General features: G+C 59.3%; 14 protein-coding genes. 5 read left to right on the top strand and 9 right to left on the bottom strand.

What is annotated here, in order from left to right; all coding sequences use genetic code 11:
• Positions 1–47: 47 nt before the first annotated feature.
• From HUV48_RS05120 to HUV48_RS05105, 4 genes are read right to left on the bottom strand one after another with little or no spacing between them, the layout of a single operon-like run.
• Entirely contained in the window at positions 48–1253 is a 1206-nt protein-coding gene (locus HUV48_RS05120) for a tetratricopeptide repeat protein (RefSeq protein ID WP_176266736.1), read from the bottom strand.
• Between the two features lie 36 nt (positions 1254–1289).
• Complete coding sequence (locus tag HUV48_RS05115; RefSeq protein WP_318656049.1) at positions 1290–3506, bottom strand: GumC family protein; 2217 nt, start codon at positions 3504–3506, stop codon at positions 1290–1292.
• Between the two features lie 6 nt (positions 3507–3512).
• Positions 3513–4247, bottom strand: coding sequence for a polysaccharide biosynthesis/export family protein (locus HUV48_RS05110; protein ID WP_225871547.1), 735 nt, complete (start codon positions 4245–4247; stop codon positions 3513–3515).
• The gene (locus HUV48_RS05105) at positions 4244–5641 is read right to left on the bottom strand and encodes an O-antigen ligase family protein (protein WP_176266735.1); all 1398 of its coding nucleotides are present in this window, start codon (positions 5639–5641) and stop codon (positions 4244–4246) included. The genes HUV48_RS05110 and HUV48_RS05105 overlap by 4 nt, the downstream gene beginning before the upstream one ends.
• A 90-nt stretch (positions 5642–5731) precedes the next feature.
• On the opposite strand from HUV48_RS05105, the gene HUV48_RS05100 reads away from it, so the two are divergent.
• Entirely contained in the window at positions 5732–6172 is a 441-nt protein-coding gene (locus HUV48_RS05100) for a hypothetical protein (protein WP_176266734.1), read from the top strand.
• Positions 6173–6178: 6 nt separating this feature from the next.
• On the opposite strand, the gene fabI is transcribed toward HUV48_RS05100, so the two are convergent.
• Genes fabI through HUV48_RS05085 form a run of 3 tightly spaced genes read right to left on the bottom strand, consistent with a single transcriptional unit; the run spans position 6179 to position 8969 of the window.
• Complete coding sequence (fabI, locus tag HUV48_RS05095; RefSeq protein ID WP_176266733.1) at positions 6179–6982, bottom strand: enoyl-ACP reductase FabI; 804 nt, start codon at positions 6980–6982, stop codon at positions 6179–6181.
• On the bottom strand, positions 6979–7974 hold the full coding sequence (locus HUV48_RS05090; RefSeq protein WP_225871546.1) for a YihY/virulence factor BrkB family protein: 996 nt from the start codon (positions 7972–7974) through the stop codon (positions 6979–6981). The genes fabI and HUV48_RS05090 overlap by 4 nt, the downstream gene beginning before the upstream one ends.
• 38 nt (positions 7975–8012) lie before the next feature.
• Positions 8013–8969, bottom strand: coding sequence for a DnaJ C-terminal domain-containing protein (locus tag HUV48_RS05085; protein WP_176266732.1), 957 nt, complete (start codon positions 8967–8969; stop codon positions 8013–8015).
• A 206-nt stretch (positions 8970–9175) separates the two neighbouring features.
• On the opposite strand from HUV48_RS05085, the gene pdxH reads away from it, so the two are divergent.
• From pdxH to HUV48_RS05070, 3 genes are read left to right on the top strand one after another with little or no spacing between them, the layout of a single operon-like run.
• Positions 9176–9793, top strand: a complete 618-nt coding sequence (gene pdxH, locus HUV48_RS05080) for a pyridoxamine 5'-phosphate oxidase (RefSeq protein WP_176266731.1) — start codon at positions 9176–9178, stop codon at positions 9791–9793.
• A 32-nt stretch (positions 9794–9825) separates the two neighbouring features.
• Positions 9826–10755, top strand: a complete 930-nt coding sequence (locus HUV48_RS05075) for a cation diffusion facilitator family transporter (RefSeq protein WP_404799926.1) — start codon at positions 9826–9828, stop codon at positions 10753–10755.
• The gene (locus HUV48_RS05070; RefSeq protein ID WP_404799925.1) at positions 10755–11564 is read left to right on the top strand and encodes a PhzF family phenazine biosynthesis protein; all 810 of its coding nucleotides are present in this window, start codon (positions 10755–10757) and stop codon (positions 11562–11564) included. Before HUV48_RS05075 ends, HUV48_RS05070 begins: the two co-directional genes overlap by 1 nt.
• Before the next feature lie 4 nt (positions 11565–11568).
• Here the strand turns inward: HUV48_RS05070 and HUV48_RS05065 are convergent, their stop codons facing one another.
• Positions 11569–12711 carry a serine hydrolase domain-containing protein gene (locus tag HUV48_RS05065; RefSeq protein WP_176266729.1) on the bottom strand — a complete coding sequence of 381 codons (1143 nt, stop codon included), beginning with the start codon at positions 12709–12711 and terminating at the stop codon, positions 11569–11571.
• Between the two features lie 35 nt (positions 12712–12746).
• On the opposite strand from HUV48_RS05065, the gene HUV48_RS05060 reads away from it, so the two are divergent.
• The gene (locus HUV48_RS05060) at positions 12747–13085 is read left to right on the top strand and encodes a hypothetical protein (RefSeq protein ID WP_176266728.1); all 339 of its coding nucleotides are present in this window, start codon (positions 12747–12749) and stop codon (positions 13083–13085) included.
• Between the two features lie 68 nt (positions 13086–13153).
• Here HUV48_RS05060 and HUV48_RS05055 read toward each other — a convergent pair.
• Positions 13154–13744 (bottom strand): YadA-like family protein (locus HUV48_RS05055; RefSeq protein ID WP_176266727.1); only part of this gene is annotated, 591 nt, incomplete at its 5' end.

Here is a 13744-nt window from a genome sequence, read left to right as displayed (position 1 = left end):
GACAAGAACGCCCGCCGCCAAAAGCACCCATCTCATTACACAACTCATCAGTCTCTGCCGCTCGCGACGCGCTTGATCTGAGCGCTCGTGATAATTCCCACGCCGTTTGAAAATCCGGATACTGGGCGCAGCATTAAAGCTAGGTTCTGCGAAAAGCAATCTCGCGGAATTTCAACTATTCCAGCAAATTGCCAATCCGCGCCCGACTCTTCCGGTAGATTTATCCGAGCTACTTCACTTCCATTCGCGCAAGTGATGATCCAGAAAGGGTTCGCATCAGTTTGATTTTGAGCGCTGCTTCCTGTTGCGCGAAAACGGTACCGGCCGGGAGGGAGCCTCTGTCCTTGCTCAAGTACTTTAACGAGCCCGCTTGACGGAAAGGTGAATTCTACGGTGCCACCCTCGGGGGCGGGATTAATTGCCGCATAAACTTCAGGAGCGTCGCTCGCACGCCAGTCAAAGGTTGATCGCCCATCTCCTTCATAGGTGAATTCTGGATCGCGTGAACTGTCTGCGGATTGGATGCCGCGGAAAGAGCGATAGTAGGCCCACGCAGCGTCAGCTTTTTCGCTATCGTAGAGCGCATCAACAATTTTCGAGCGAGAAACGCTATCAATGGTGATGCCGGCGCCTTCTCCTTCGTTAAAAAGCGCAATTAAGGCTTCCGGCTCAGCAGGGTTGGCCACCAAATAGTTGACGAACTCCTTCTCCCAAATCGGGCGCGTTCCGAGGACGTCGATCAATTGACGTCGAATCTTGCTTTCGTTGATTGCCTTAGCGAGGACGGGGAACAATACGCGTCTTCCTTGTTCGCTTACGCGAAGAGCAAGGTCGTACGCTTTTATGGCCTGCGTGATATCGCCTCGTGCGACCGCCTCTTCGATAGCCCATATCTGCGCACGATACTCTCTACGGGTCAAACGAGAGACGTGTTCAAAGATGTCCGCTGCACGATCCCGATCACCATCGATTTCGGAATCGATGGCCAAAGTTAGCAATCCATCAACTGCGGTCGCATCTTTAATAATAGCACTGCGCGCCTGAAGTAATGCCTCGTCCCGTTCTCTTTGAGTCGATAAATTGAGATAAGTATTTGACGCGTATGCAGCTTCAATTTGCGCATTTTCGGGGGAGAGCAGCAACGCTGTCTGCGGATCGACTCTGACGATCACGTTCCCCAAGCTAGATGTTACCGCAAAAAACGCGATGAATGTTGACACCGCGCATGCAACAAGGCGTGTTTTACGGCCCATGAACTTGCCTACAGCTTTGAACAGGGGACGAGAACGTCATGCAGCAACCCCTTCATCGTCGCGGCCGTAGCCATACCCGTATTCGTAACCGTAAGAGGACTTCTGTGGCTCGAACTTAGTTAACACACCGCCAAATATTCTCGCGTTCGCACTTCGCAAGCGAGCGAGAGCGGCTTTCACTTGTGATGATCGAATACCGTGCGACTCAATTGCATAAATTACCCCTTCAACATTGCTTGCAATCAGCGGAGCGTCTGCAAGCCCCATTACGGGGGGCGAGTCAATAACCACGTGGTCGTAGTCACGCAGTAAACGATTAATTAGATTGGAAAGGCGATTGCTGGTCAGAAGTTGTGCCGCGTTAGGAGGTATTGGTCCTGCGGACATGCCGGTAAGCCCTAAATCAGGCATCGAAAATGTGAGTGAGTTGATGTCGTCTTCGCCCGCCAAATAGTTGCTGAGTCCACGGTCATGATCGACTTCTCCGAGATGATGCACGGACGGCGAGCGCATGTCTCCGTCAACTAGAATAACCTTCCGGCCACTGCGCGCTAGGCTTGTGGCGAGCGCGAACGATGTCGTCGACTTACCTTCGGCCGGACGCGTCGAGGTGACCGAGAAACTTTTCGGAATGCCATGTTCGGTCGTGAATCCGAGGTTGGTTTGAATTGAAAGATAAGCATCGAACAAATCTGATTTTCGATCCAGCAGTGCGTCGCGAGGGCTATCAGTCCCAGTGACCTTCGGCACCGTGCCAAGCAACGGCAGCCCAAGCTGCTGCTTTAATTCGTTCGGATCGCCAATAGCTTCATCAAGCTGCTCAAGGCCTAAAGCCGCTAAAACACCGACAACTAACCCGCTTACGATAGCTAGCAGAAGATTTAACAGTAATCGCGGGCTTGATGGCTCCTGAGGAACCTTGGCAGCGTCTACAACTGAAATATTGTTCACACCTACGCCACCAGCGACCCCAATCTCTTTAAAACGCTGCAACAGAGAATCATACAGAGCTTGGTTAGTTTCGACTTCTTGTTGATAAACATTGTAGCTGATCGACCGCCGGCGAAGGTCCAGAAATTCGTCCTTTAAAGCGTTCACTCTGCTTTGCAGCGCATTTTCGCGCGCCCTCGCCTGTCGATAACCAGATTCCAGAGAACTCGTAATTCGCCGTTCCTCTACAGTAATGGCTCGGTCCAACTCGCTTATTTGTTCCTGCAAAGCCTGCGCTGCCGGGTAACCTGGTTCGAAGCGCACCATCATGTTCTCATACTGGGCAGCCAACTCTGCACGCCGCTGCCGCAGACTGTTGATTGCATCATTGGCGAGAGCTTCTGGCGATGATCCCCCAACCGAACTTTGGCGGAATCTTGTCTCGGCCCTGATCCGGTCGGCGGTTGCTTCGCTGAGGGCGGCGTTAAGTGCAGCCAGATTATCGACGACAATAGAGCGCTCCTGCACTCCCCCACCTTCTCCCGATGAAGAAGCGGGCAGGTTTATGATGCCTTGCTGGGAAGCATAGTTCACCAATTGCCGCTGTGATTCATCGAGCCGATCTTTGTATTCTGCCAGTTGACGTTGGAGGACCTCGCGCCCGTAAGCAGTGGCTTGGACTTTGCGCTCTAGGTTCGTCTCAATGAAATTTGTGGCCCACGAATTCGCAATGCGTTCGGACATGACAGGATCGGGACTGGAGAACGCAATATCAACTAGACGCGATAAACGCGCGGGCTGCACAGCTACGTTTTCCAACAGGATCGCTCCTGCTTTTCGTATGCGTTCACCCCTGCCTTCGGCAACAAAGCGATCGCCGTTGAGTTCAAAGGCGGGGTTTTCTTCATTAAGTGCGCCGAACATTTCAAAAAATGCCGGATCATCAACCAATCCCAGCTGGGTGGCAATGCGTTCAGCGAGTGTAGCGCTTCTCAGTAGCCCATACTGCGTCTGATAAAACTCTTGATCCCCTATACTTACGTCGCGTTCAACGCTTTGAAAGGTAGTAACTTGATCCGTTTCGCGAGAAATCTCAATCGTCGCGGTGGCTGTATATTGCGGGGTCATCAGGAACGATATCAATAGTCCGAGAAGTACGAATGCAGCAGTAATCCCCGCAATCAACCACTTTCGGCGGCGAGCAACACGGACGTAATATTTCAATAAATTCGGCCGCGCTTCGGCTTCGTCCTCGCCCTCGGAACTCGCATGCTGATTCCGCAGATCTTCAAAGCGTTGAAGGTTTTGTGCTGGTACGTTCACGAGGTCTTAATTCCGCTGAATAAGGGCAACGACCGGTGCGGCGAGCAGGGGCGCGGCGCTCAAGATATCCCGAAACATTCGGCGCTGTGGGCTGTCACCGACTACAACGAGATCATTTGCATAGAGGGGCGGATCTTCATAAACCCCTCTGCGCAGTGCTTCAATATTATAGAGGGCTGCCATCCTTTGGCCGTCGACAGTGCGAAGTATGACAACATCATCCTGCTTGGCCAACTCGGTCAACCCGCGGGCGGAGGCGACGGCCCGCAATAGTGTCATCTGATTAGTGACAGGATAGAGCCCTGGCTCTACTACCTGACCGTCAATAGTGACCACTTGGCTTACCGAAGACTCAATATTCACGGTAACTTCCGGGTTTTTCACATACCGTCCACGAAGCAGCGTTGCAATCTCTCGAGCTACCTCTGCAGCGGTCTTTCCCCGCGCGTCGACAGTCCCAATCAAAGGCATGGAAATGCGCCCACTTGCGTCCACCTGCATCTGCCGACTAAGTTCGGGAACTCCGAACACATCAACGGTGATGGTATCAAGTGGTCCAATTAGTGAAAGACGGTCCGCCGCCGTCAGGTCGTTTCTCACCGGCGCTGGAAGGGCCGATTCTCCTTCAACCACAGTCAGTGTTGGGGTTGAGACTAACGGCATTTTTTCTGAGCCACAGCCCATTAAAACCAGAGATACGAGTGGGATAAGGCGTGAACGCATAAATACTTTCGGTTTCATAATTTACGGTGCGGAGCAAAAGAGCCAACATCTTGCTTCCGAATTTTACGTGAAGGCCGACTAGATGACATCCATACTGCGCTTAGCACAAGTACTGCCATTACGAACGGTGTGCGCGCAGGGTAATCGACGAAACTAGCAAGCATTACAAGAAGCATCATGCTTGAGCCTATCTGCGCGAGCGAATTTTGCGGGTCTTGCATCCACACCTTCCAACTTCTGATCGTGAACCACGCTACACCTGTGCAAAGAAGCAGGAGACCCGCGAGGCCGCCATCAATGACAATTTCAATCCAGTCATTATGAGCGTGGTTAAAATATAACGGCTGCAAGATATTATTCGGCTCACTAATGCGGAACGCCGGATCAAAAGTTCCCATTCCCGCTCCAAATGGAAAATACCTAAAGATCATTTCCTGCAACGTCGGCAGGGACCGGACACGAAGGTCTTCCGCTGAGCGCATGTCTATCGCACGCTTGACAGACTCGGCGCGATCTAGGTCGATGCTCAAAAAGATGATTAATATAATGCCGATAACCAAAATCGCGCCCGCAGGAACAACAACCTTTCTTGGGTATCTGGCAACATACGGAATGAAGTCATGCCGTGCGATGAACAATCCCATAAATAGTGCGAGAACGCTAAGAAGAATTCCCGCTCTTGAACCGGTCCCGAGCGATAGCAGCAGCAGGGCGGGCAGCAGGCCCGATGCGAAAAGCAGCCTCAATTTCAATCGTTCACGCCGCGCAAACACCCATGCTGGGACTAGCAAAAGGCCAATGGCTACGATCAGGGCAAAGTGATTGCGATTAGCGAAGTTCGCGCTCACAGAACCAGGAAGGTCATTGATGAATGGATAATCGATCCGTCCGCCAGAGAATTGAATCAAAGCGATTCCGCTGCTGACAGCGAATAGACCCAACAGAAGAGTTACAATCTGCCAATGACGCGTCGTTGTGATTTGTGTCGCAAGCAACAAGCACACGGCGGGGACTATTAACGATGAAAGTGCGTTGACCGTCGCGCTTGGCGATATGGAAATTGGCCTCCATGGAGCGGGCGCGCCAATAACCGAAGTTGAGTCGGCCAGTAAATCTCTTCCAGGTAGATTTGTCCACCAAGTTGCTGGCATCGGTATCAATTGTAAAAAGCACAGTGCCACACTGCTTAGCAAAATTAGACTAGGAATGACCGAGGCGGGACGCTGAATCTTTTTCAACGTAAAGATGGAAACAATCAGCACGGCCCAAGCGAACATCCGAGTTACAGGTTGTGCCATTACGTCCGCGCGCGAAGCGCCGCCAAAAATCCACAAGATTGATAGCAGCGCGATGAGCAACCAAAACGGAACGCTCTGAGCATCGGAGAAGGTTCGTCTCAGCGTGGGGATCATCGGCGCGATTTACCGGATAGTCATATTGCCGCAAGTGGTAATGTCGCGTAGAGCAGCACGATGCTCATATGCCAAAATTTTAGGCTAACGATGTTTGTCGCAGCCCTTTTTTCCATTCTTCTAGCATCATGTAATGACAGGGCGAGTGAACTAACGGGCGATCCTCCAGCCGATAAGCGCAAAGAATTTAGCGATGCGGAAAAACAGATCGCTGCAGAGTTATCGATCGGAAATCAGGCAATTCTGGAGGAGGCAACATCAGATTATGAGCAGGCACTTGTGTGCGATATGGCACTGGAGTCGCTAGCCACGCAACTGACCGAGCGTGGTGCTTTGAACGCCGCTCAGCGTCAAGCTTTTGTCGACGCACGAAAGTTGTTCGTGCGACGGCAAAAGCTTTTTGCCGGTCAGCGCAACGGTGAGGATATTGCCAGTGATCGGCGCGAATTCGAGATTTACGCCGGCGAAGACTCTGTACGAGCACAGATTGCGATTGGTTGCATTCGGAAGTTACAGGAAGAGCAATCCTGACGAGCATCAATCCAGCGCGATGTCGGGCGCGTCTTCCTGCTTCATGCCGACGACGTGATAGCCTGCATCGACGTGGTGTGTCTCGCCCGTGACGCCCGACGATAGGTCCGACAGCAGATACAGTCCCGATCCGCCGACATCGTCGATGGTGACGTTGCGGCGCAGCGGCGAATTGAGCTCGTTCCACTTTAGGATGTAGCGGAAGTCGCCGATGCCGCTTGCCGCCAGGGTCTTGATCGGGCCAGCCGACAGCGCGTTCACACGGATGTTCTGCGGGCCGAGGTCGTTGGCGAGATACTGCACGCTGGTTTCCAGCGCGGCCTTGGCGACGCCCATCACGTTGTAGTGCGGGATCACCTTCTCCGCGCCGTAATAGGTCAGCGTCACGATGCTTCCGCCGCTGGGCATCATCTTCGCGGCCCGCTGCGCGACGGCGACGAGCGAGTAGGCGGAAATGTTCATCGTCATCAGGAAGTTGTCGAGGCTCGTATCGACATATTTCCCGCGCAGCTCGTTCTTGTCGGAAAAGCCGATTGCGTGGACGACGAAGTCGATCGTGTCCCAGCGTTCCTTCAGCGTGTCGAACGCCCGGTCGAGCGCGGACATCTCCGACACGTCGCATTCGAAGGTGAAGTCGCTGCCGAGCTGCTCGGCGAGCGGCTTCACCCGCTTCGCCAGAGCTTCACCTTGATAGGTGAAGGCAAGCTCCGCTCCGTGCGCGGCGAGCTGTTTCGCAATGCCCCAGGCAAGCGACTTGTCGTTCGCGAGGCCCATTATCAGGCCGCGCTTGCCTGCCATCAGATTACTCATGCACTCGCCTCCGTCGTGTTTGCATCCGCGTCGTCCGCTTGCTCGATCACGTCCGTTTCCTCTGGCGTTTCGGCAAGGGCCGCGTTGAGTTCGGCGCCTATTACCATTCCGAAGCCGACTAGCCAGAAAAAGAATAGCGTTACCATCATGCCCGCAAGGCTGCCGTAAGTGAGGTCGTAGGTGAAGAAGCTGCGCAGGACCGGCGGCAAGGCGACGGTGACGGCGAGCCACCACAGCGTCACCACGAGCGCGCCGGGCCACTTGGGATAGCGCCGTTTGCGGTATTCGTGCGGGGTGAGGGTGTAGAACAGCATGTACAGCGATGCGAACAGACCGACCGCCGGGACGATCCGGGAAAGCGAGAGGCGGGACAGCGCCTCGTTAAGCTCCGGCAGGTAGGCGGCGATGAATTCCTGCGCCGTCCCGATCAGGACCTGCGCGATGAGCGAGATCATCAGCATAATGACGGCGAGGAAGATGATGCCTGCCGACAAGAGGCGGTAGCGCAGGAAGGAGTGGGTCGCCTCGGTTCCGTAGGCGCGGCGGAGCATGTCGCGGATCGTCTCGACTAGGCTTCCGACGGTCCACAGGGCCACCGCGGCGCCGGCCCATAATAGCCAGCCGCTGCGCGCTTCGATGACATTGCGCGCGACCGGGCCAATGGTTTCCGCCACTACCGGCGGCAGGGCGAGCAGAATGGCGTTCACAGTCGCCGCGCGGTCCTGCTCTTCGCCGATGGCGGAGAACATTGCGGCGCCGAGGATGAAGAAGGGGAAGATCGCCAGCATCGCCATGTAGGCGAGGTTGCCGGCATGGATGAAGCCGTCGTTATAGGTGCCGACCGCGACCCGTTTCATGATCTCGAAGGTACGTGTGCCCGGCCCCATCCGGGCGCGAACGCGCTTGAAATACTTGGCTTCCTTGCGCCGCTCTTCCGGCGTGAGCGAGCGCTTCTTGCGCTGCTCGGGATCGGCCAGCTTGCTGTCGGGCAAAGATGCCTCCCCTCACGCGTCGGGCCTGTCGGCCCGCTTTAGCCGCCCAGCTTGCTGCGCGGATCGCTCGTGTCTTTCCAGCCTTCGAGGCGCTTGGCAAGTTCTGCAAGATCTTGAGGGAGCTGTATTTCCAGCGTCACGAGCTGGTCGCCGCGCGTCCCGTTCTTGCGCGTGAAGCCCTTGCCCTTGAGGCGCAGCACGCTGCCTCCGTCGGTCCCCGGCTTGATCGTCATCATCACCGCGCCGTCGACCGTAGGCACGCGCACCTTTGCACCGTATACAGCTTCGTCGAGCGTGATCGGCAAATCGAAGCGCACGTCGTCCCCGTCGCGGCGGTAGAGCGAATGGCCGAGGACCTCGATCTTCACGATCCCGTCGCCTGCGCCGCCCGGACCCTGCTCGCCCTTGCCCTTGAGGCGCATCTGCGTGCCGTCCTCGACCCCGGCGGGTAGTTTGAGATCGATGGTTTTGCCGTCGGAAAGGGTGATGCGCTGGTCCGCGCGGGTCGCTGCATCGACGAAGGGCACGCGCAGGCGGTACATGATGTCGGCGCCCTTGCGCGGCGGCGGGGGCGGGGGACGCCGCGCGCCCCCGAAGCCTGCACCGGCGCCGCGTCTGCCGCCGCCGAACAGCCCTTCGAATATGTCGCCGATATCGGCATCGTTGCCGAAGCCTTCGAAATCCTGCGCTCGGAAACCGCCTTGCTGCCCGCCGCGGAAGCCGCCGCCCTGGTAGCCACCACCACCGCCCATACCCGCGAATGGGTTGGCCGGGTTGCCGTCTGCGTCGATTTCGCCGCGGTCGAAGCGGGCCCGCTTATCCTTGTCGGACAGGAGATCGTAAGCTTGCGTCGCTTCGTTGAATTTCTCCGCCGCGCGCGGATTGTCCTTGTTGCGGTCCGGATGGAGCTCCTTGGCGAGTTTCCGGTAGGCGCTCTTGATGTCCTTTTCGGACGCGTCGCGCGCAATGCCAAGGGTGGAGTAAGGATCGGCCATCGCCCGATAGCTAGGTGCGCCGCGCCCCGCGCGCAAGCGCGAAGGCTTCCCTACCTGCGCTCCGGGAGTTAGAGCGGCGTTCATGTCTTGCGAGGCGATCTCTTTTTCCGGCTTACGCGGCTACGCGCAGCTCCCTGTTCGGCGCGCTTCAGCCGCCCAAATTTTCGTTCATTGTACCGTGTTCCATGTGTTCCATCCTGTAGGAGATGCCCGTGGAGAATGAGCAGAGCGTCATTCCGGCAAGCGATCCCTTCGCGCTGTTCGATGCGTGGTTCGCAGAGGCGAAACAGAGCGAACCGAACGACCCCAACGCCATGGCACTGGCGACAGCCACGCCCGAGGGTGCACCGTCGGTGCGGATGGTCCTGCTCAAGGGTCACGGGCCGGGCGGCTTCGTGTTCTACACCAATGCACTGAGCCGCAAGGGCGGTGAGATCCACGCGAACATGCAGGCCGCCTTGCTGTTCCACTGGAAGAGCCTGCGCCGTCAGATCCGGATCGAGGGTCCGCTCACGCAGGTCACTGATGCGGAAGCGGACGCGTACTTCCATTCGCGCGGCCGCTCGTCTCAGATCGCCTCCGCCGCGTCTGACCAGTCGCGCCCCCTGCCGCACCGCGCCGACTACTTCGAGCGGGTTGCCACGCTCGAGGAACGCTATCCAGAAGGGACCGAAATACCGCGGCCCCAGGAATGGACCGGCTTCCGGCTGACGCCTCTGGCCATAGAGTTCTGGATCGATCGGCCCGCGCGGATGCACGACCGCCGCCGCTTCACTCGCAGCGGCGAGGGGGAGGCGTGGTCCGACACGCTGCTGTTCCCGTGACGGCGGCGGCCCAAGGCACGCGGAGCGTCGACATCGACCGCGCCCGCCTGACGCGCAGCGCCGCACTCGCGTCGATCAGCGTGGCAACCTTCCTGCTGGTTCTGAAGATCTGGGCGAGCTGGCGTACCGGCTCGACCGCGATGCTGGGCAGCCTCGCCGACACCGCGCTCGATCTCGTGGCGAGCCTCGCGACGCTCGTCAGCGTATGGATCGCGTCGCTGCCCGCCGACCACAACCACCGGTTCGGCCACGGCAAGGCGGAAGCGCTGTCCGCGGTCTTCCAGGTGCTGCTGATCGGTATCTCGGCTGCGGGCATTGCCTTCCGGTCCGTCAGCGCGCTCCTGACCGGCGAACGCGTCGAGGCAGCGGGCGAGGGCATTGCCGTCAGCGTCGTCGCGATCCTGGCGACGCTCGCGCTGCTCGGCTGGCAGCGCTACGTCATCAGCCGCACCCGCTCGGTCGCGATCCATGCCGACCACGTCCATTACCAGTCCGACCTGCTGCTCAACGTGGCGGTCATCGCGGCGCTCGCGCTCGACCAGTTCCTCGGGTTCGGCAAGGCGGACCCATTGTTCGGGATCGCCATCGCGCTGTGGCTCGCCTGGGGCGCGTGGCAGGCGGCAGGCGAAGCGGTGCACCAGCTGATGGATCACGAATGGCCCGACGAGAAGCGCCAGCGTTTCGTCGAGGTCGCCGCGCGCCATCCCGAACTTAGCAACCTGCACGATCTTCGCACCCGTACCAGCGGCCACACCGACTTCGCGCAGTTCCACGTCGATCTGCCCGGCAGCATGAGCGTGCACGACGCGCACGAAATCATCGATTCGGTGGAAGAGGATCTGTGCCGCGAGTTTCCCGGCCTCGAACTCCTCATCCACATCGATCCCAAGGGACATATCGACGAGCCGGACAACCCGCTGGTCGAACAGAACGAATTCGCGAAACTGGAGAACGGCGAATGATGCTGCGCCTGCCCTACTACCACGTCGATGCCTTCGCATCGCGGCCGTTCACTGGCAATCAGGCGGCGGTCATGCCGCTCGAAGAATGGCTGAGCGACGAGGTACTGCAAGCGATCGGCGAGGAGAACAACTTCGCCGAAACGGCATTCGTCGTACGCGACCAGACCGGCGAAGCGGATTGGGAACTCCGCTGGTTCACGCCGACCTGCGAAATCCGGCTCTGCGGCCATGCGACACTCGCGAGCGGCCATGTCCTGCTGACGCGGGACGGCGGGGATCGCCTAACCTTCCGCACGCGCAAGGCGGGCGTGCTGGAAGTGGCACGCAGCGAGGCGGGTTACGAGCTCGGGCTGCCGGCCATTCCGACCGAGCGCGGCGAATGGGCCGAAGCGGCGGCGCTGCTGGGCGCTGATCCATTAGAGGTGTGGCTCAATGAAAACGGCTACGGCATCTACCTGTTCGAAAACGAGGAACAGGTCCGCGCGCTCGATCCGGACCTGCGCGGTCTTGGTGCGCTCGGCGACGACCAGTTCATCTGCACCGCGCCGGGAAGCCGGACCGATGTCGTCAGCCGCGTCTTCGTGCCCGGCGGCGGGGTCGACGAGGATTCGGTGACCGGCTCCGCCCACGCCGCGTTGACACCGTTCTGGGCCGCAAAGCTGGGGCGCGAAACCTTTACGGCGCACCAGGCAAGCAGGCGAGGCGGCGATTTGGCGTGCCGGCTGGAGGGCCACGGCGCGGATGCGCGAGCAGTACTCGGCGGCGAATGCGTGAGCGTCGTGGAAGGGGAGTTCCTGCTGCCCCACTGAAGGGTCAGTCGGCGGGGTACAGTTCCACGATGTCGAACAGCCCGCCGACCATCCTCGTTCGCTCTTCGCTGTCCGAGTGGCCGAGCCTTACCAGCGTCAATTCTTGCTCCGGCGAAACGAGAATGTATTGTCCCATGTGGCCGACAGCCGCGAACAGCGTATCGGGTCCGCGGTCCGCCTTGCTCTTGTCGCGGTCGATACCCGAATCGCGGTTGAGCCAGGTCTGGTAGCCGTAGAATTCGGACTTGGGGCTTGGAGTCGTCATCGCGTCGACCCATTGCCGCGGCACCAGCTGCGCGCCGCCCGACGAACCGCCGGTGCGAAGGAATTCACCGAACTTCGCCCAGTCGCGCGCGGTTCCGTGGATCAGGCTGCCGCCGATCAGCGTGCCGCTCGCATCGAATTCGGGGATCATCGAGGTCATGCCGAGCGGGCCGAACAACCGCGCCTCGAGGTAATCCGCAACCGCCTTGCGCCGCGTTTGCGGGTCGGTGCTGTCGGTGAGTGCTCGCGCGGCGATATCGGCGAGGATGACCGTGGTGTTGCTCGAATACTCGTACTGCTCGCCTGGCTCGGCCTCTAGCGGCTGCTCCTTCGCCCAGCGCGCCATGTCGCCTCGTCCGTCGAGGAAGAGCATGCGGACCTCGCTGCTTTCGTATGGCGGGTCGCCCGCCTCCGTATGGTCGAGCCCGCTGCGCATCTGCAGGAGGTGGCGCAGCGTGATCTCGCTTCGCGCATCGCCGGCGCGCTGCCACATCGGAACCGGCGCGGGCGCGTCCAGGGTGAGGCGCCCGTCGGCTACCAGCATGCCGATCATGACGGCCGTGACCGTCTTCGCCATCGACCAACTGACGAAGCGCGTGTCCGCATCATAACCGGGAGCGTAACGCTCGGCCGCGATCTTGCCGCCGTGCATGAGGACAAGTGCGCGCGTTTCTCCGAACTCGCGGTCGGTGAAGAGCTCGTCGACCTCGCGGGCGAGCTGATCGCGCGGCGCGCCGGGGTTCTCGTTCACTGCCGCTAATGCCGTTTCGGTCAACGGCGGTAGGGGCTCCTCCTGCGGTTCGCCGCAGCCAGCAAGGGCTGGCAGGAAAGCGAGAGCGGCGATAGGGAGCGCAGCTGATATGTGGAAGCGAAGGCGGAGCATCGACGCACCCCTCGCGCAAGGAACGCGATTCTTCAATGACCAAACGCAAGTCGATGTTCAAACCGGGCTGGGGCCTCGCGCTATTGGCGGTAACCGTCGTGATTGCCGGAGCGATCTGGCTCTACCGCGCGCCGATACATGGCTATGCGGCGGCGGGCACAGCGTATAGCGCGCGGGTAGCATGCTCGTGCCGGTTCGTAGCCGGACGCAGCCTCGACGACTGCGCGAAGGACAAGCTGGCGGGAATGGAACTCGTTCGCCTGTCCGAGGACGACGAAGCGCGAAGCGTGACCGCGAGCTTCCCACTGGTGCGATCTGACACAGCCTCGTACCGCGAAGGCTACGGCTGCGTCCTTCAGGACTGGCAGTCTTAGCCGGAAAACGCAAAAAGGCCGGCCCCGCGAATACGGGACCAGCCTCTTAAGTCAGTTGCGGGCAGCAGTTAGAAGCCGAAGGCTACGCCTACGCGCCCGCCGGTCGTGTTGTCGGCCGTCGAACCGGCGATACCGCCCGATACGTAAATACGCGGGGCGACGCGAGCCGAGACAGTGCCGGCAAAGCCTTGCTCGCCCTGATAGGTCGAGCCGTTCAGGCTGACGCTGATCGCGCTGTCGGGAACGATCATCGTTCCGCCGAAGGCCATGGCCGCGGCAATACCGCCGCTGGTGGTTTCGTCGAGCTGATCGAGGCGGAAGTCGAGGCCGGTCACCTGATCGGAGAGTGCAGCGAACTGCGCATCGGTGACGGCGGCGATATTGTCCATGGCGAGGCGGACGTTGTCGACCTGCGCGGCGGTGGCGATGGCGGTGGTGCCGAGCGTACCGGTGCTGTCGACCGTTACCGCCTGGACGTTGCCCGACTGCGCGGCGGTCGATGCGGCGATGTCGCCGATGCGCACCGAAGAACCCGAACCGCCGAGCGTGACCTGGTTTGCGGCAGTGGTGGTGGCGTTCGCACCGATTGCGGTAGAAGAGGTTTGGCTGGCAGATGCACTGGTGCCGATGGCAACCGCGCCGATACCCGAAGCCGATGC

Source organism: Qipengyuania atrilutea (assembly GCF_013370205.1).
GTDB classification, from domain to species: Bacteria; Pseudomonadota; Alphaproteobacteria; order Sphingomonadales; family Sphingomonadaceae; genus Actirhodobacter; species Actirhodobacter atriluteus.
This window is presented reverse-complemented; position numbering and strand designations above follow the sequence as displayed.

Excerpts from the sequence above, each read along its gene's own strand:
- HUV48_RS05120 (WP_176266736.1), bottom strand. The coding sequence starts at position 1,253 with ATGGGCCGTAAAACACGCCTTGTTGCATGCGCGGTGTCAACATTCATC.
- HUV48_RS05110 (WP_225871547.1), bottom strand. The coding sequence starts at position 4,247 with ATGAAACCGAAAGTATTTATGCGTTCACGCCTTATCCCACTCGTATCT.
- HUV48_RS05105 (WP_176266735.1), bottom strand. The coding sequence starts at position 5,641 with ATGATCCCCACGCTGAGACGAACCTTCTCCGATGCTCAGAGCGTTCCG.
- HUV48_RS05100 (WP_176266734.1), top strand. The coding sequence starts at position 5,732 with ATGTTTGTCGCAGCCCTTTTTTCCATTCTTCTAGCATCATGTAATGAC.
- fabI (WP_176266733.1), bottom strand. The coding sequence starts at position 6,982 with ATGAGTAATCTGATGGCAGGCAAGCGCGGCCTGATAATGGGCCTCGCG.
- HUV48_RS05085 (WP_176266732.1), bottom strand. The coding sequence starts at position 8,969 with ATGGCCGATCCTTACTCCACCCTTGGCATTGCGCGCGACGCGTCCGAA.
- pdxH (WP_176266731.1), top strand. The coding sequence starts at position 9,176 with ATGCCCGTGGAGAATGAGCAGAGCGTCATTCCGGCAAGCGATCCCTTC.
- HUV48_RS05070 (WP_404799925.1), top strand. The coding sequence starts at position 10,755 with ATGCTGCGCCTGCCCTACTACCACGTCGATGCCTTCGCATCGCGGCCG.
- HUV48_RS05065 (WP_176266729.1), bottom strand. The coding sequence starts at position 12,711 with ATGCTCCGCCTTCGCTTCCACATATCAGCTGCGCTCCCTATCGCCGCT.
- HUV48_RS05060 (WP_176266728.1), top strand. The coding sequence starts at position 12,747 with ATGACCAAACGCAAGTCGATGTTCAAACCGGGCTGGGGCCTCGCGCTA.